At 37.7% G+C, this 19021-nt stretch carries 12 protein-coding genes; 11 read left to right on the top strand and 1 reads right to left on the bottom strand.

Annotated elements, in window-relative coordinates; all coding sequences use genetic code 11:
- Positions 1–79: 79 nt before the first annotated feature.
- From WFK35_RS00210 to WFK35_RS00240, 7 genes are all read left to right on the top strand, one after another.
- Complete coding sequence (locus tag WFK35_RS00210; RefSeq protein WP_336730800.1) at positions 80–742, top strand: succinate dehydrogenase cytochrome b subunit; 663 nt, start codon at positions 80–82, stop codon at positions 740–742.
- A gap of 15 nt (positions 743–757) precedes the next feature.
- Positions 758–2770: a fumarate reductase/succinate dehydrogenase flavoprotein subunit gene (locus tag WFK35_RS00215; RefSeq protein WP_336730802.1), complete on the top strand. Its 2013-nt coding sequence runs from the start codon at positions 758–760 to the stop codon at positions 2768–2770.
- Positions 2771–2795: 25 nt separating this feature from the next.
- A complete protein-coding gene (locus WFK35_RS00220) occupies positions 2796–3563 on the top strand; it encodes a succinate dehydrogenase/fumarate reductase iron-sulfur subunit (protein ID WP_076390676.1) in 768 nt (255 codons plus the stop codon).
- A gap of 135 nt (positions 3564–3698) precedes the next feature.
- Positions 3699–5264: a TlpA family protein disulfide reductase gene (locus tag WFK35_RS00225; protein WP_336730804.1), complete on the top strand. Its 1566-nt coding sequence runs from the start codon at positions 3699–3701 to the stop codon at positions 5262–5264.
- 105 nt (positions 5265–5369) lie between these two features.
- On the top strand, positions 5370–6782 hold the full coding sequence (rlmD, locus tag WFK35_RS00230; protein WP_336730806.1) for a 23S rRNA (uracil(1939)-C(5))-methyltransferase RlmD: 1413 nt from the start codon (positions 5370–5372) through the stop codon (positions 6780–6782).
- 76 nt (positions 6783–6858) lie between these two features.
- The gene (locus WFK35_RS00235; protein WP_235131825.1) at positions 6859–7341 is read left to right on the top strand and encodes a DUF6452 family protein; all 483 of its coding nucleotides are present in this window, start codon (positions 6859–6861) and stop codon (positions 7339–7341) included.
- Complete coding sequence (locus tag WFK35_RS00240) at positions 7307–7972, top strand: DUF6048 family protein (protein ID WP_235131826.1); 666 nt, start codon at positions 7307–7309, stop codon at positions 7970–7972. The genes WFK35_RS00235 and WFK35_RS00240 overlap by 35 nt, the downstream gene beginning before the upstream one ends.
- Here the strand turns inward: WFK35_RS00240 and WFK35_RS00245 are convergent.
- Positions 7969–8445, bottom strand: a complete 477-nt coding sequence (locus WFK35_RS00245) for a hypothetical protein (RefSeq protein WP_336730808.1) — start codon at positions 8443–8445, stop codon at positions 7969–7971. The genes WFK35_RS00240 and WFK35_RS00245 overlap by 4 nt on opposite strands.
- Before the next feature lie 96 nt (positions 8446–8541).
- Between WFK35_RS00245 and WFK35_RS00250 the strand changes: the two genes are divergently transcribed.
- The 4 genes from WFK35_RS00250 to WFK35_RS00265 form a co-directional block, all read left to right on the top strand.
- Positions 8542–10602 carry a M43 family zinc metalloprotease gene (locus tag WFK35_RS00250; RefSeq protein ID WP_336730809.1) on the top strand — a complete coding sequence of 687 codons (2061 nt, stop codon included), beginning with the start codon at positions 8542–8544 and terminating at the stop codon, positions 10600–10602.
- 152 nt (positions 10603–10754) lie between these two features.
- Positions 10755–12788 carry a M43 family zinc metalloprotease gene (locus WFK35_RS00255; RefSeq protein WP_336730811.1) on the top strand — a complete coding sequence of 678 codons (2034 nt, stop codon included), beginning with the start codon at positions 10755–10757 and terminating at the stop codon, positions 12786–12788.
- Between the two features lie 453 nt (positions 12789–13241).
- Complete coding sequence (locus WFK35_RS00260) at positions 13242–16229, top strand: reprolysin-like metallopeptidase (RefSeq protein WP_336730812.1); 2988 nt, start codon at positions 13242–13244, stop codon at positions 16227–16229.
- Between the two features lie 279 nt (positions 16230–16508).
- Positions 16509–19021, top strand: a 2513-nt coding sequence (locus tag WFK35_RS00265) for a reprolysin-like metallopeptidase (RefSeq protein WP_336730813.1), incomplete at its 3' end; no start/stop codon positions are given.

Raw genomic sequence — 19021 nt, forward strand, 5'->3', positions numbered from 1 at the left:
ACTGGGTTTTTGTGAGATTTCTCACTTTTTGATGTTGTTAACATTTCTTAATTTTGTGGAAAATCAAATTTAAACTTATATGGCAGGTTTAACGAGTTCTACGATAGGTAGAAAATATGCTATGGCATTATCAGCTCTGTTTTTGCTGATTTTTCTTATACTGCATTTGACGACCAATTTGTTATCAGTCCTAAACCGTGATGCATTCAATACCGCATCAGATTTCATGGGCTATAATCCTTTTGTGCAGTTCTTAATGCAGCCTATTCTTGGTTTTGCAGTCTTTTTCCATTTCATTATGGGATTTGTTCTTGAAATTAAGAATAACAAAGCACGTCCTGTGAAGTATGAAGCAAATAACGCTTCTGCAAATTCTTCATGGATGTCCAGAAATATGATTATTTCCGGATCTGTAGTGTTGGCTTTTCTGGCGCTTCACTTTTATGATTTCTGGTTACACGAAATCAACTACAAGTATGTTCAGGGAATTGCTCCTGATGCTGAACGTTTCTGGCCGGAACTTCACGAGAAGTTTGCAGATATCTGGAGAGTGGCTTTGTATGTAATTTCTTTCGTTTTATTAGGATTACACCTGGCTCACGGATTCCAGTCTTCATTCCAGTCAATCGGGGCAAGACATCCAAAATATACGCCGGTAATTAAGGCTTTCGGAAAATGGTATTCTATCCTGATTCCTGCAGGTTTTATCTTTATCGCAATTTATCACTTTGTAACTCAATAATATCAATATACTAATATGAGTAAATTAGATTCAAAAATTCCAGCGGGTCCTCTTAAGGATAAATGGAAAAATCATAAAGACCATATGAACCTTGTTGCACCAAACAACAGAGACAAGATTGATATTATTGTTGTAGGTACAGGTTTGGCAGGTGGTTCTGCAGCAGCTACTTTAGCTGAGCAGGGATATAACGTAAAAGCATTCTGTTATCAGGATTCTCCAAGAAGAGCACACTCTATTGCAGCTCAGGGAGGTATCAACGCAGCTAAAAACTATCAGGGAGACGGTGACTCTACGTACAGATTGTTCTATGATACCATTAAAGGGGGAGACTACAGAGCAAGAGAGGCAAACGTTTACAGATTGGCTGAAGTTTCTGCAAATATCATCGACCAGTGCGTTGCTCAGGGAGTTCCTTTCGGGCGTGAGTACGGAGGTCAGTTAGATAACCGTTCATTTGGCGGGGTTCAGGTAAAAAGAACATTCTACGCAAAAGGACAGACAGGTCAACAGTTATTATTAGGTGCTTATTCTGCAATGAGCCGCCAGATCGGTAAAGGCAGAATTAAAATGTACAACCGTCATGAAATGATGGATCTTGTGATCGTAGACGGAAAAGCAAGAGGAATCATCGCAAGAAATCTTGTGACAGGTGAAATCGAAAGACACTCTGCACACGCAGTGGTTATTGCTTCAGGAGGATACGGAAACGTATATTTCCTTTCTACAAACGCAATGGGTTCCAACGTTTCTGCAGCATGGAAGATTCACAAAAAAGGAGCGTATTTCGCAAATCCTTGCTATGTACAGATTCACCCGACGTGTATTCCGGTTCACGGAACACAGCAGTCTAAGCTTACTTTGATGTCTGAATCTTTAAGAAACTCCGGAAGAATCTGGGTTCCTAAAAAGATTGAAGATGCACAAGCAATCAGAGCAGGAAAATTAAGACCTGAAAACATCAAAGAAGAAGACAGAGATTATTATCTGGAAAGAAGATATCCTGCATTCGGTAACCTTGTTCCTAGAGACGTTGCTTCAAGAGCAGCTAAGGAAAGATGTGATGCCGGATACGGAATCGAAAATAACGATACTCAGGAAGGTGTTTACCTTGATTTCTCTACAGAGATCATGAAAAAAGGTAGAGAAGCCGCTATTGAGAAACACATCAGCAATCCTACCGATCATCAGATTTATGATTTGGGTAAAAAGTGGGTTGAGGAGAAATACGGTAACCTTTTCGTGATGTACGAGAAAATTACAGCAGACGATCCTTACAAAACTCCGATGAAGATTTATCCTGCGGTTCACTATACCATGGGTGGAGTTTGGGTAGATTACAACTTACAGTCTACTATTCCGGGATGTTTCGTTATCGGGGAAGCGAACTTCTCAGATCACGGAGCCAACAGATTGGGAGCTTCCGCTTTGATGCAGGGGCTTGCAGACGGATACTTCGTACTTCCTTACACCATTGCAGATTATCTTTCAGCAGATATCAGAACAGGAGCAATTCCTACAGATTCTTCTGCTTTTACAGAGGCTGAAAAAGGAATTAAAGAAAAAATTGATTTCTTCTTAAATAATAAAGGAACCCATTCGGTAGATTATTTCCACAAGCAGTTAGGAAACATTATGTGGAATAAAGTAGGAATGGGAAGAACCCCTGAAGGGTTAAGAGAAGCCATCAGAGAAATTGAAGAAGTAAGAAACAATTTCTGGAAAGATGTAAAAGTGCCGGGAGATAACGACGGAATGAATACTGAGCTTGAAAAAGCGTTCAGAGTTGCCGATTTCTTAGAACTTGGACAGTTAATGGCTATCGATGCATTGCACAGAAACGAATCTTGTGGAGGACATTTCCGTGAAGACCACTCAACTCCGGACGGAGAGGCTGAAAGAGATGATGAAAATTACAAATATGTAGGAGCTTGGGAATATCAGGGAAGCGATATCAACGCGGAAGTGTTGCATAAAGAAGAACTGATCTACGACAACATCGAAGTTAAAACAAGAAGTTACAAATAATCTCCAATCTTTTAAATATACAATTATGAGTGCAAAAAAAGGCTTACATCTTACGCTGAAAATTTGGAGACAAAAAAATAATAAATCTAAAGGTCAGTTTGAGACTTATAAAATATCGGATGTTTCTACAGATTCTTCATTTTTGGAGATGTTGGACATCCTTAACGAGAGTTTAATTAACGAAGGAAAAGAGCCGGTAGCTTTCGATCACGATTGTCGTGAAGGAATCTGCGGAATGTGTTCTCTTTACATCAACGGCAGAGCGCACGGTCCGGATACAGGGATCACTACCTGCCAGCTTCACATGAGAATGTTCAAAGACGGTGAAACCATCGTTATCGAACCTTGGAGAAGTGCGGCTTTCCCGGTTATTAAAGACTTAATGGTAGACAGAAGCGCATTCGACAGAGTAATGGCTGCAGGTGGTTTCATTTCGGTGAACACTTCAGGAAATACTCTGGACGCCAATGCAATTCCGGTTCCTAAAGAAGATGCAGACAAAGCAATGGACGCGGCAGCTTGTATCGGGTGCGGAGCTTGTGTGGCTACCTGTAAAAACGGATCTGCAATGCTTTTCGTTGGAGCTAAAGTTTCTCAGTACGCACTTTTACCGCAGGGTAGAGTAGAAGCGAAGAGAAGAGTGCTGAACATGGTGAAAGCCATGGACGAAGAAGGATTCGGAAACTGTTCAAACACAGGAGCTTGTGAAGTAGAGTGTCCGAAAGGGATTTCTCTTGAAAACATTGCCAGAATGAACAGAGAGTTCATCACAGCTTTTGCTGACAGAGGATAAAACCTATTGAGATAACATAAAAAATCGTCTCCTCACCGGATGGCGATTTTTTTTAGTTAAATCTTTCATAAAAGTAACATTTAATTGCTTTTAGTTTATTGAAAAAACTATTTTTGCGTAATTATAAAATTCAAAATGAAAAAATATCTTTTATTGTTTATCATCGCGGTTTTTGCGATGTCTTGCTCTAAAAAAGTAGAAGTAAAAGGAAAAATCACGGGAGGTTCTCCACTGGAGAGAATCGAATTAATAGAAGCTTCGGGAGTAGCTACTTTACCATTAATGAACATCGGAGTTAATAAAGACGGAACTTTCACAGGAAATTTCGATGCTCCGAAAAGCGGAATGTATCTGCTTTCTTACGGAGGAAAAAGAAATTTAATCTACCTTAAAGGAGGTCAGAAACTTGAAATTTCAGGAAATGCAATGACTTTCCCGACAGAATATGTGATTACGGGAGATGCGAAGAATAACAACGATTTCTTTATGGCTACCCAGAAATATCTTGCAACATACGCTCAGACGGTTAATATGAATGAGCTGATGTCTAAAGACGAAAAAACCTTCCTTAAAGGAATGGAAAAAGTTCAGGCAGATATTAACAAAAATATCGATGAAAACGTTAAGAAGTTCAGCCCTGACAATGAAGTGGTAACCTGGAAGAAAAATGATCTTTCAACAACGTTGCTTACCATCCTGAACCAGTATGAAATGGGTCATAAGCAGATGGGGAATCCTTCATTTAAAGTGACTAAAGCTTTCACGGACTTTGCCGGTAAACTGGAAGAGAACAAAGATGTACTGGTAAAAGAACATCCTTTATACAGAGAATATCTTTTAACAAAAATGAGCCCTGATTTCCAGAAATATGCTCAGGCAAAAACTGCAGGGAAAACGGATGTTACTACTTCAGAACTATTCACAGAATATCTAAAGAAAAATCAGAAAGATCTTTCACAGACCGCTAAAGATTATTTACTGGCATTTGTAATGGCGCAGTCGGATATTCATCCGGGTTCACCTGAGAAAACGGTTGAGAAGATCAAAAAAATTATCGATGAAGATATTAAAGATGCTACCATTAAAGAAGATCTAAAGAAAATTCAGTTTGCCATCAACGGATTCAAAGTTGGAGAACCGGCTCCTGAAGCTTCTTTGGTAAAAGCAGACGGAAAATCTTACAATCTTTCTGAAAATAAAGGAAAACCATACTTATTGGCGTTCTACGCTTCATGGAATCCATACATCGGAGAAGCTACAACTCCCGTATTAAAGGAAGTTGTGAATTTCTACAAATCTAAAATGAACTTTGTTTTTGTAAATGTTGACGATACAAAAGATCAGTTTGTAAAAACAAGCAGCTCTTTATTAAAAGGAATTACAGGAACAAATGTATATGGCGAGAACGGGCTAAATTCTGATATTGCTAAAAAATACGGAGTTTATGCATTTAAGTTACCTTGCTTTATCGTAGTAGACAAAGACGGTAAAATTGCAAGCAAGCCGTTCTTTAACTTAGGAGATCCTGAATTGGTAACGGTTTTAGACAAGCAAACAGGTCTTTCTGCACCAAAGGTAAATCCTAACGTTCAGTTACAACCGGGATTAGGAATGGATCCTGCAGCGGTTGCGGCTCAGCAGGCAGCAGCGCAACAGGCTCCTCAGCAACAGGCAAATCCTCAGCCGGCTCAGACGAAATAATTTAAATTGAGTACAGATATAAACCTTATCTTCGGATAAGGTTTTTTTTATTGTATTTTTGCAGACTGAAACGTAAGGTTTCTTTAGGAAAATAGAAAATAGATAATGAGCAGAAAGAATAAGAAAAATTTAATTCTTGAAAATATAAAACTCTTAAATGCAGGAGCTAAAGGAGTGGCAATAGGAAGAACAGAAGAAGGGAAAGCCGTAATGGTTTCCGGCGCAATTCCGGGAGATGTGGTGAATGTAAGAGTGAAAAAAGCAAAATCCAAATACTTTGAAGGTGAAGCTTTGGAAGTTCTGGAAAAATCGCCTTACAGAGTAGAGCCGAAATGTGTTCACTTCGGAGTTTGCGGAGGCTGCAAATGGCAGAATATGAGCTATGAGAAACAGCTTGCTTTCAAACAGGAGGAAGTGTACAATAATATTAAAAGAATTGGAGGGATTGAAAACTTTGAAACCGTTCCCATCTTAGGTTCGGAAGAACAGTATTTTTACCGAAATAAAATGGAGTTTTCTTTCTCCAATTCCCGTTGGCTAACCCAATATGAGATCAGTTCCGAAGAAAATTTCGGAAGCAGAGACGCTTTAGGATTTCATATTCCGGGGATGTGGAGCAAAATTCTAGACCTTAAAGAATGTTTCCTTCAGGAAGATCCTTCGAATGCGATCCGATTGGCAGTAAAACAGTATGCTGTAAATGAAGGTTTAGACTTCTTTGATGTCCGCAATCACGAAGGTTTTTTAAGAACTTTAATGATGAGACAAAACTCGAAAGGCGAATGGATGGTTCTTTTCCAGCTTTTCAGAGAAGAAAAAGAGAGCAGAGAAAAATTATTCAGCTTCCTGCTTGAAAAATTCCCTCAGATCAAAACTTTAGTGTATGCGATTAATCCTAAAGCCAATGATTCTATTTATGATCTGGATATCAATGTGTATTTCGGGGAAGGTTATTTAATGGAAGAAATGGATGGTCTGAAGTTTAAAATCGGCCCGAAATCATTTTTTCAGACCAACTACAAACAGGCTTTGGAATTATACAGAAAAACGCTTGAATTTGCAGATTTAAAAGGAGATGAAGTAGTATATGATCTTTATACGGGAACAGGAACAATTGCTCAGTATGTAGCCAGAAATGCAAAGCAGGTGATCGGGATAGAATCTGTACAGGAAGCCATAGATGCAGCGATTGAACACGCCGAACTGAATGGTCTTACGAATACAACATTCTATTGCGGAGATATGAAAGATATTTTCAATGATGATTTCCTCGCAAATCATCCAAAAGCAGATGTTTTGATCACGGATCCGCCAAGAGACGGAATGCACCAGAAAGTGGTTGAACAGATTTTAAAGCTTTCTCCGGAAAAAGTGGTTTATGTAAGCTGCAACTCTGCTACACAGGCAAGAGATTTAGCCTTAATGAAAGAACAATATAATGTCGTGAAGATTTTGCCTGTGGATATGTTCCCGCAGACACATCACGTAGAAAATATTGCGTTGTTGATTAAGAAATAATTTAATTACTTTTGAAGGAATCAAATCTTAAGATGAAATGCCGGATTTGTCCGGTAAAGTAAAACAAAATGTTCAGATGAAATATTTTAAATTTTTAATTGCCATTTCCTTTATCAGTCTGCTGTTTTCATGCGGAGGAGATAACGATATCTGCGAAAGCGGGGAAGGAACCCCACGAATGAGAGTTTCTTTCAAAACACAGGCAACCGATAAGGAAAGAACGCTGGATTCTCTTTATGTAGCGGTAGATTACGGTTCCGGAAAAGTGCAGTTGGGAGGACAGGCTAAAATTACGTCAAGGGTTATTCCTTTAAGGGTAGACAATTCTGCGTATACAGATATTTATTTCAGAACTACCAATAAAGGTGCGGAATCTAAAGTAAGAGTAAATTACACTACGAAATCTGCATATGTTTCTCCGGGATGCGGAATAAAGCTTACCTACGAAAATTTAAATTCTGTATTAGATCCAAACACAACGACTCCGGTAAAGGAAATTCAGGCCGGACAAAATTTTATAGAGAATGAAGACAAGACTAATCTTTTCCTTCTTTTTTAGTGTAATCAGTCTTTTGAGTTTTGCTCAGGAGAAGAAAGATAAGGAAATTGCAAAGGAAAAATGGAAATATGAACCGAATTTCATGATCGGTTTTGATGTTCTGAATACGGGAGTTTCTTTCTTTTCAGACAGAAAGCTGTATCAGGGATTTGTGTCTTCAAAGCTGAAAGATAATCTTCATGCCATCGCAGAAGCCGGTTTCGAATCTAATGTTTATCAAAAGAATGGGTATGACGGAAAAGCAAATGGACCTTTCGTAAAGATCGGAGCCTTTTATATGCTGGCTAAAGATCTTGAAAATGAATTTAATGGTTTCTATGCGGGGGGAAAAGTAGCCGGTTCATTTTACAAACAGGAATATATGGCAGTTCCGGTTCGTGGTTACGGTGGAAGCAGCTCTGCAATATCTTTTCCTTCCTCTACACAGTCATCTTATTGGCTGGAAGGAACACTGGGAGGAAGAGTACAGCTTTTTGAAACTAATTTCTACATTGATGTCAATCTTCAGCCGAGATATCTGGTATATACCACAAAGCAGGATGAAATCCAGCCCATGATCGTGCCGGGATTCGGCAGAAGCTCGTCTAAATTCGGAATGGGCTTTGCCTGGAATCTGGCGTATAAATTTTAACGGGATCCCGGTAATTTTGTAATTGATCCGGATTTACCCTTCAATACGTTATAGAGTCCCTCCAATTCTTTTGGGGGGATTCCTGCATCAAATCCTGTTGAGCTGAATGTTTTACCGTTAGCTGTAACAGTAATGGAAGAAGCCAAAGCTCCGTCTGAAAACCTTTTGGTTGTTGAAGATTCATAAGTGGATATTTTTGAGAGATCCAACAGAGCTGCTTGTTTGGAAATACTTTCCCAATCCGCTGCACTAATTTGTGATGTTGAAGGATTTCCGTTAAGGTAGGTAGTTACCGCATCTTTTGTAAAGGTAATTAAACGGTTTGTTCCTCTCGTCTGCTCTCTTAATTCTATTTTTTCGATTTGGGTTACATTTTTTGAAGTTACTCTGTTTTCGTTATTCTCTTTTTTTTGAGAAATACATTTGCAGTTGATTAAACTGAACAATACCAATAATATTATTTGTAGTTTCATTTGATTATTTTAATGTAAGATTTAATTGTTTTTTATGCACTAAATCTAGTAATTTGAATAATTTCGATATATTTGTAAAATTATAAAAATTATTAAATGCAAAGATTTACTTCTTTAAAAATTTTTCTTTTACTCCCATTAATTGGGTTGAGTTCTTTGAAGGCTCAGCAAGTAAATAGTGGTAAAATAATTAGCAAACAGGCAAAGTTTTCAAAAAAATCTAGTGAAGAACTTGCAAAATCACATGGCTTTGATAGATGTTCCACAGTGGAATATGAAAATTATCTTCAGGCAAAATATCCCGGAAGAATGACGGAAAGTCAATTTGAAGCATGGCTGGCTCCTTTAGTGGAAAAAGCGAAAACCAATAAGTCACAAAACGGAAATATAATTACGATTCCTGTTGTTGTCCATGTAATTCACAGTGGACAGAATCTTGGGACTTTTCCGAACATCGTTGATGAGCAGGTAATGTCTCAAATCGCGGTTATGAATAATGATTACAGAAAAATATTCAATACACCGGGCTATAACACAAATGCCGTAGGAGCAGATGTACAGATTCAGTTCGCTTTAGCTAAGGTTGATCCTAATGGAAACCCAACTAATGGAATAGACAGGGTAAACCTTTGCCAGGACAGCTGGACAAGAGATGCTATAGAAGGATATGTAAAGCCGCAGACTATTTGGGATCCTAATAAATATATGAATATGTGGAGCGTTAACTTTGCTGATGCTTCATTATTAGGTTACGCTCAGTTTCCAAGCTCTTCCGGACTTGGAGGTCTTTCTGCAAACGGTGGATTAGCAACAACAGATGGAGTAGTTGCAAACTTTGCAACTTTCGGTAGCAGTGACTATAATACAAATAATAATTTCCTGCTTTCTGCTCCTTATGATAAAGGTAGAACAATGACTCATGAAGTTGGTCACTTTTTAGGACTTAGACATATTTGGGGAGATAATACTTCTTGTACAGTAAATGCAACAGACAGTAATAAAGACTATTGTCCTGATACACCTGCAGCAAGTGGTCCAAATTATAATTGTGTAACTGTTGACTCCTGCCCGTCTTCACCGGGTAATGATATGATTGAAAATTATATGGATTATACCACGGATACTTGTATGAACATCTTTACAAATGATCAAAAAACGAGAATTCGTACAGTTATGGATGTTTCACCAAGAAGAATGCAGCTTAAATCCTCAACTGCTGATCAGCCTATTCCTTTGTTTCCTAATGATGCGGAACTTAAGATTGATGGAGGTTGTAGTTTGGAAAGTTGTGGAGGAGGAGTTGTTCGTTTTTCCTTATATAACAGAGGTACATCCAATCTTACATCTGCAACAATAAATTATTCAGTTAATGGATCCGCTACCCAAACGTATAACTGGACAGGTAATTTAGCTCAGGATAAATATAGTGTTATTTCTATACCTGTACTAAGTTCCGTTCCTACAGGTTCTGGGGTAACAGCTTCAATTGCTTCTGTTAATGGAACATCAGATCAAAGAAGTACGAACAATACAGTTACTGGTACTTATAATCAGCCGATAGCTGCACAATATATTCCAGGTGCAACAAATGTTAATTTTAAATTACAGCTAGATTATTTTGGATCTGAAACAATGTGGACACTCAAGAATAGTGCAGGTCAGATTGTTAAGGCAGGTGGGCCATATCCAGATGTTCAGAATCCAACTTCTACCACTCCACTCCCTACATTAATATCACAAAACTGGACATTACCTGCAGGTTGTTATGTATTTACAATATCAGATGCATATGGTGATGGAATTGTTGATGGTGGGTATGTTGATCTTTCCACTTCAACAGGACAGACAATTTATCATGGAGAAGCTGATATAGAAGATTATGCATCAAAAGCTTTTACAACAGTAGTTTTAGCAACAAATGAGGTGATAGACAAGGATTCATTTGCAGTTTATCCAAATCCTGCTAATGATGTTCTAAATATTACAAAAGTTTCGGGTAAAGCTAAATATGAAATTTATAATGCAGTAGGGCAATTAGTGAAAGCAGGAAATATAGAAAATAATCAGGTGAGAGTTTCTGAACTAATTAAAGGAACTTACATTATTACTGTAAAAGAGGGTAGTATTTCTGAAAACATTAAGTTTATTAAAAAGTAAATAAACAGTTATACACTTATAAAAGCTCTGGAATTATTTCAGAGCTTTTTTTATAATGTAGTAATGGTTTTTTAATTTTTGTTGTTGAATATTTTTAATTTAACTTTTATTTTTATTCAAAACAATTATATTTGTGAATATTAATACATTATATGCGAAAATCTACTACTTTTAAAGCTGTACTTTTTTTATCTTCTTTTATTGCTGCAGACTTGGCAGCTCAGAATTTTACTAAAAGAAAAGCTGATTTTAATGTTGAAAAGTCTCCTTCTGAACTCGCACAATCTTTTGGGTTCAACAGATGTTCAACAACCGAGTATGAAGAGTTTTTACAAAAAACATTCCCGGGAAGAATGACTGCCGAGCAGTTTGAATCCTGGCTGGCTCCCTTAGTGGAGAAGGCGAAAGCAAATAAATCCCAAAACGGAAATATTATTACCATTCCAGTCGTAGTACACGTTATTCATAGTGGTCAGAATTTAGGGGTAGCTCCAAATATTGTTGATGAACAGGTAATGTCTCAGATAACAGTAATGAATAATGATTTCAGAAGACTGGCAGGAACTCCCGGATTTAATACTAACGCAGTAGGAGCAGATACCATGATTCAGTTTGCCTTAGCCAAAGTAGATCCCAATGGAAATCCTACCAATGGAATTGATCGCGTAAACCTTTGCCAGGCTACATGGTCTCAGGCGGAGATTAACTCTTTTGTAAAGCCGGAAACAATTTGGGATCCCACCCAATATATGAATATGTGGAGTGTAAGTTTCACAAGTTCTAGCTTATTAGGATACGCGCAGTTTCCGTCCAATTCTAATTTAGGAGGTTTAAGTACTATTGGAGGTGAAGCGTATACCGATGGAGTAGTCGCCAATTATGCAACTTTCGGAAGCAGTGATTACAATGTGAATAATTCTTTCCTGCTTGCCGCGCCTTATGATAAAGGGAGAACGATGACCCACGAAGTAGGTCACTTTTTAGGATTGAGACATATCTGGGGAGATAATTCTTCCTGCGTTGTAAATGCTGCCGACAGTAATAAAGATTATTGTCCGGATACCCCTGCTGCAAGCGCTCCTAATTACAACTGTGTAACGGTAGATTCATGTCCTTCCGCTCCTGGAAACGATATGATCCAAAATTACATGGATTATACAACAGATACGTGTATGAATGTCTTTACTGTAAATCAAAAAGACAGAATAACCGCCGTAATGAATAATTCTCCCAGAAGAGTTGAATTGAAAACATCCACAAAAGATATTGCAATACCTTTATTTGCAAATGATGCTGAGGTGAAACTTGAAAGAGAATGCTCCACAGTGAATTGTTCAAGCACAACACAGGCTCCGAAAATTTCTCTTTACAATAGGGGAACAGCTACGATGACTTCTGCAGTAATAACTTATACACTAAATGGGAATGTTCAGATCTACAACTGGAGCGGAAGCTTAGCTCAGGATAAATATGCAATTATTACGCTTCCTATGAGTTCCACAGCTCTGGGAGGTCAGTTAAATATTAACGTAACATCCGTAAACGGAGTTGCAGACCAAAGGACGTCGAACAGCAATATAACCGTAAATTATCTTGGAGCTCCCGTGAGAGTGAATACCAACGTAGTATTTAATCTTCAGTTGGATAACTATGGAAGCGAGACTTCATGGGCGCTGACCAACAGCGCGGGAACCGTAGTTTACAGCAGCCCTGCAAGTGGATACATCGACTCAGGAGCAACACTTCCTGCACTCATTACTGAGAACTGGTCATTAAACCCAGATGAATGCTATACCTTTACCATTAACGATTCTTACGGTGACGGGCTTTATCCTTACGGCGGATATTATAATATCAAAACTCAGGGTGGTGTAACTTTACTTTCAGGATCGCACTTCAGTTCTACGCAGAGCAGATTCTTAAAGGCACAGGTTTTATCAGCCAGCGATCTGGCTAATCCTGAAAATAATATTCAGATATATCCAAACCCAGCTTCGGATGTTCTAAATATTACAAAAGTTTCAGGTAAAGCTAAATATGAAATTTATAATGCAGTAGGGCAATTAGTGAAAGCAGGAAATATTGATAATAATCAGGTGAGAGTTTCTGAACTAATTAAAGGAACTTACATTATTACTGTAAAAGAGGGTAGTATCTCTGAAAACATTAAGTTTGTTAAAAAGTAAATAAACAATATACACTTATAAAAGCTCTGGAATTTTATTTCAGAGCTTTTTTTATGATCTAATAGCTGTTTTCACTTTTGATACATATTTATTTAGAGTAAATCTTAATTGAAAAACAGATATGCTTCACGCCGGAAATATTATTATGGTTTTATGGTAATAGACAAACAATATAATAATGAATATGTTGTTGTTTTGTCATTAATTAAATATGGAATTTGTGATCATTACTAAAGGAAAAGCAGGAAACGATTGGCAATTAAGTTCATTAAAAAATAATAAAAATTTAATCAAATTATTGATGATAAAATAATCTCTTGAAAAGTCCTAAGATTATTTACTTTTTTGTGAAATAATGCTAATATAAAATATTTTTTTAGTTAAAATAGTTATTAATATGATATTATTAGCTGAAATGGCTATATTTGGTGTGTAAATTTAATTTAAAAAGCTATGAAGAAACTTTTTACTGCTTTATTACTCGGTTTAATAGGCGGTTCGGCTATGGCTCAGTGGTCACCCACGACGCCAAAGAGAAGTTCTAAAATGGAATTATCTCTTGAACGGAATTATTATAAGTTGGATATTGATCAGATCAGAACCCAACTTAGAGGTGCACAGGAAATGGGCCCTAACGCTAAACCTGTAATTATTTCATTGCCTACGCTAAGCGGAAAAATTGAAAAATTTGCCGTATACAGTTTTCCAGTTATGGCTAAAGATCTTGCTGAACAATATCAGCTTGGTTCTTATGCCGGAGTGGGAGTAGATGATCCTGCAAAATACCTTAGATTTTCAGTAGCTCCTAATGATTTCCAGTCTATGGTTATCAATAATGGGCAATATGAATTTATTGAACCTACAAAAACGGATAAAACTATTTATTCCATTCATCCAAAAACTAAAAAGAATGAAAATGGTTTTGTGTGTTCTACAGAAGAAGGTCCGGCTGCGCAACATCAAATAGATCAAATGCTAAAAGCGGGTCACTCATTTGCCAATCAGCCAACAGATTTCTCAAAAAATTCAGACAAAAAGTACAGAACGTTAAGGCTGGTAATGTCTACAACAGGAGAATACACGCAGTTCTTTGGAGGAGTTGCAGGAGCATTAGCTCAGATAAATGCGACGATAACGAGAGTAAATGCGGTATTTGAAAAAGACTTTGCCGTTCATTTAAATCTATTAAGTTATCCTGCATTAATTTATCCAGATCCTGCTACCGATCCTTATGATGCTGTTACAAGTGCCTCATCTCCACCTGCTACATGGAATACTTCTCTTAGAGATGTGTTGGCAAATAATGTAGGACAGGCTAATTACGATATCGGACATTTATTTGGTGCTTCCGGAGGTGGAGGTAACGCAGGATGTATCGGATGTGTTTGTCTAAGTCCTGTTGGTACAGGCTATGACTCTGTCGTAGGATATGGTAAAGGATCGGGTATTACTTCTCCTGCAACAGGAAGTACTTTACCGACTACAGCAAACCCGCCGTCAGGTGATAATTTCGATATTGATTATGTAGCTCACGAAATGGGTCACCAATTAGGAGCCAACCATACTTTTGCTCATACAATGCAGGGAAGTCCTGTACAGATGGAGCCTGGTTCTGGTTCTACCATTATGGGATACGCAGGTATCACAGGTACCGCTACGGATGTTCAGCCGCATTCTGACCCATATTTCTTTAAAGGAAGTATTGATCAGGTTCAGGCTAATTTAATTACAAAAACCTGTGATGTAGAAACTTCTATGAATAATAACCCTCCGGTAATTGCAGATTTGCCTACATACAATATTCCTAAAGGTACTGCATTCGTTTTAACGGCTTCTGCAACAGATCCTGAAAATGACCCTATGACGTATACTTGGGAAGAGGTAGATAATACCAATGTGGTTATTAATAAAACAAATTTAGGAACAACGGCTACAGGTGCTACATTTAGATCTGTAAGTCCTACATCTAATCCAACTCGTTACTTCCCTAAATTAGAATCGGTACTTAACGGATACTTGGATAATAGCAATAATACTTGGGAGGCTGTTTCTCAAGTTGCAAGAACAACAAATTTTGCAGTTACCGTAAGAGACAATAGCCCATTTGCAGATCAACAGCAAACAAGTACGAAAACACAACAGATAATTGTTGGAAATAACGGACCATTTAAAATAAATTCTCAATTTGCAAACAGTGCCGCTCCTTCACCAATTACTTGGGATGTTGCAAATACAAATGCGGCTCCTTACAATGTATCAAATGTTAAAATTGATTATACAACAAACAATGGAGCTTCTTGGACGGTACTTTTAGCTTCAACTCCAAATGATGGTTCTGAAAACGTAAGTTTACCATCTTCATTGAATGGACAGACTATAAAAGTAAGAGTATCTGCAATCGGAAATGTATTTTATGCTGTAAAATCAGTTTCTGTAACAGCTTTTGCTCCTTGCAACGGTACTGCTCCGACTTCTATTGTAGCAAATAATATTACAGTAAGTTCAGCAGATATAAGCTGGGCTCCTATTTCGGGTGCTACTTATATTGTAAGATATAAAAAGGTTTCAGAAACAACGTGGACTACCATCAATACAAGTGCTTTAAGTGTTACTTTATCAAATTTACCAGACGGTACAGCTTATGAAGTTCAGATTGCAGCGGTGTGTTCAGGAACACCAAGTCCTTATTCTGCCTCTGTGAATTTTACTACCCTTACAATGGGGACTTATTGTGCGGTAGCTACTAATAATGCTACAGATGACCATATTGCGGGAGTTACTTTAGGAACTATGACAAATACTTCAGGACCAAGCACGTATACAAGTTATGTGTCAAATCCTGCTCTTCAGGTGAACCTTGTTAAAGGCAATACTTACACTTTATCTGTAACAAAAGGTTGGACAAGTTCAGCAGTTCCGGAAATGATTACAGCATGGATTGATTTCAATAGAAATGGTACATTCGAAGATTCTGAAAGAATTATGCAAAGTGCAAATACAGTAACAGCTAATCCTGTAACTTCATCATTCACAGTTCCTGCTTCTGCAGTATCTGGTTTAGGATTAAGAATGAGAATCGGATTATTGTATTATGGTACTTCCGGATATGTTCACAATTATTCTTGTGGAACTATTAATACGTATGGGGAATATGAAGATTATAATGTTGTTGTTTCTGAGGTTCAGTTAGCAACCAGTGATGTAGCAAACCCTAAAAATGATATTCAGATTTATCCAAACCCGGCATCAGATATTTTAAATATTACAAAAGTGTCAGATAAAGCTTCTTATAAAATTTACGGAGCAACAGGGCAGTTAGTAAAACAAGGAAATATTACTGCCGGACAAATTAATGTTTCAGAATTAATTAAAGGCGGATATGTAATTACGATTGAAGAAAAAGGAAAAGATTCTTTCACTTCTAAATTCATCAAAAAATAATTTAAGCCTTATTTAAATAATAAAATCCTCAGATTTTCTGGGGATTTTTTTTGCTTATTACTGTATGTCCAATTTGTATTCCGGATATTTTGTTTTTAATAATATCCAATGAATTAAAATAAGATCAGATTTTCAATTTCGTATATATTGTTTGTTTGGTTAGTTATTCCCAATGCTTTGAATTGAATTGTTGAAAAGTCTGTATAAAAAAAATGGAAATATTTTTAATTTAATAATTAAATTTGTTTAGATTTGTGTAATTAATATATTGAGAAAGTTATGAAGAAAAATTTTACTTCTTTCTTTTTCCTCTTTTTGTTTGCGATTACCAGTGCACAATGGAGTCCCACGACATTTCGAGGGGAAAAGACGAGAGCTAGTTCTGAGATTAAGAACTACTACTCTTTGGACATTTCTCTACTAAAGTCTCAATTGGCGAAAGCTCAGGAAACGGGAAAAAATGCAAAACCCGTCACGATCTCTTTGCCAACTTTAGATGGGAAAATTGAAAAATTTGCCGTTTACAGCTTCCCTGTGGTAGTGAAAGAACTGGCAGACCAGTATCAGTTAGGCTCTTATGTAGGAGTCGGGATAGATGATCCCGGCAAATACCTGAGATTCAGTTTAGCACCGGATGATTTTCAGTCGATGATCGTCAAGGATGGTAAATATGAATTCATAGAACCTGCTGATAAAAACAAAACAGTTTATGGTGTGCATCCAAAAACTGATAAAAGCAATGAAGGTTTTCTTTGTTCTATGAACGAAGATAAGCTGTCTAAGCAAGAGATAGCAAATCTTTATTCAGCAGGGAAGTCATTTGCCAACCAGACAACAAACTTTGCCAAGTCATCCGACAAAAAGTACAGAACCATGAGGCTGGCAATGTCTGTAACAGGTGAATATACTCAGTACTTCGGAGGTACAGTTGCTAATGCTTTAACAGCAATCAATGCTACATTAACAAGAGTAAATGGTGTATTTGAAAAAGATTTTGCATTACACCTTAATTTACAAAATTATCCGAACATAATTTATACAAATGCTTCTACCGATCCATATTCGCCTGCAGCACAGATGAATAACTGGAATTTGGAACTTCAGCAGACTCTTACAGCCAATGTTGGTAATGCCAACTACGATATCGGACACTTATTCGGAGCTTCCGGAGGAGGTGGTAATGCTGGTTGTATCGGGTGTGTCTGTATAGATCCTACAAGTTCCACTTCTCAACAGAAAGGATCCGGATATACTTCTCCTGCGGATGGTATTCCTCAGGGAGATAATTTTGATATAGATTATGTTGCTCATGAAATGGGACACCAGCTGGGAGCAAACCATACCTTTTCTCACGGTCTGGAAAGTGCAGGTGTAAATGTTGAGCCGGGTTCTGGTTCAACAATTATGGGTTATGCAGGGATTACAGGAGCAAATACGGATGTTCAGGCTCATTCTGATCCTTATTTCCATGCCGTAAGTATTACACAGGTACAAAATAACCTTACCAGTAAAACCTGTGATATTGAAACACCGGTTACAAACAACCCTCCTGTAATTGCGCCATTATCAACATTTAATATCCCTAAAGGTACGGCATTCGTTTTAACGGCTTCTGCAACAGATCCAGAAAACGATCCTATGACGTATTGCTGGGAAGAAGTTGATAATGCAAGTGTTACTATTAATAAGAATAACTTAGGAACTACTGCAAGCGGAGCCTCGTTTAGATCATTTAACCCTACAACAAGCCCAACAAGATATTTTCCTAAATTATCTTCTGTATTGGCGGGAGTATTAAATAACTCTAACAATGGATGGGAATCTGTTTCTACCGTTGCAAGAACAACGAACTTCAGAGTTACGGTAAGAGATAATAATCCGGTGCCTACTCAGCAGCAGACTCAGTTTGCCAATCAGCAGATCATTGTTGGAAACGACGGGCCGTTCAAAGTAACTACGACCACAGCATATAATAACGGTGCAACGAACGTAACATGGGATGTGGTAAATACTACCGCTGCTCCTTATAGTGTAGCGAATGTAAAAATTGATTATACTACAGACAACGGAGTAACATGGACGGTAGCTGCAGCTTCCACACCAAATGACGGAAGTGAGTCTCTTAACCTAACGGGTCTTACTCTTGGAGGAACAGTTAAGATCAGAGTAAGCTCTATCGGAAATGTTTTCTATGCAATCGGAAGTTCAACAGTAGCTTCTTTGCTAAACTGTACCGGAGCTGCTCCTACAGGTATTGTAGTTTCCGCTATTACACAGACTACTGCTACAGTAACATGGACAGCAACTGCTAACTCCACTTATATTGTTAGATATCGTCCGGTAGGAAGTACAACATGGATTACTGTGAATGCGGCATCAAACTCTGTAAACCTTACAGGTCTTAGTGACAGCATCCAGTACGAAGTACAGGTTTCTACAGTTTGTAGCGGTGTTCAGGGACCTTTCTCTGCTTCTACGAACTTTACAACTTTAGGACTTACTTATTGTACAATGACATCAAGTAACCCTACAGAAGAATATATTTCTAACGTTACAGTAACTCCTGTAGGAGCTTCTGTAATGAGTAATAACTCTGCAGGTGCTACTTACACAGATTACTCTACTACAGCAAGTGCTTTGGTAAATTTAGTAATCGGTTCTACTGGTAATACAGTTTCAGTTAGCAAGGCTTGGACAGGTACAGTATATAGTGAAGCTGTAGGAGTATGGATCGATTTCAACAGAAACGGAGTTTTTGAAGCTACAGAACAGGTAATGAATTCTGCAGCAAG

It is taken from the genome of Chryseobacterium sp. VD8 (assembly GCF_037149975.1).
GTDB lineage: Bacteria > Bacteroidota > Bacteroidia > Flavobacteriales > Weeksellaceae > Chryseobacterium > Chryseobacterium indicum.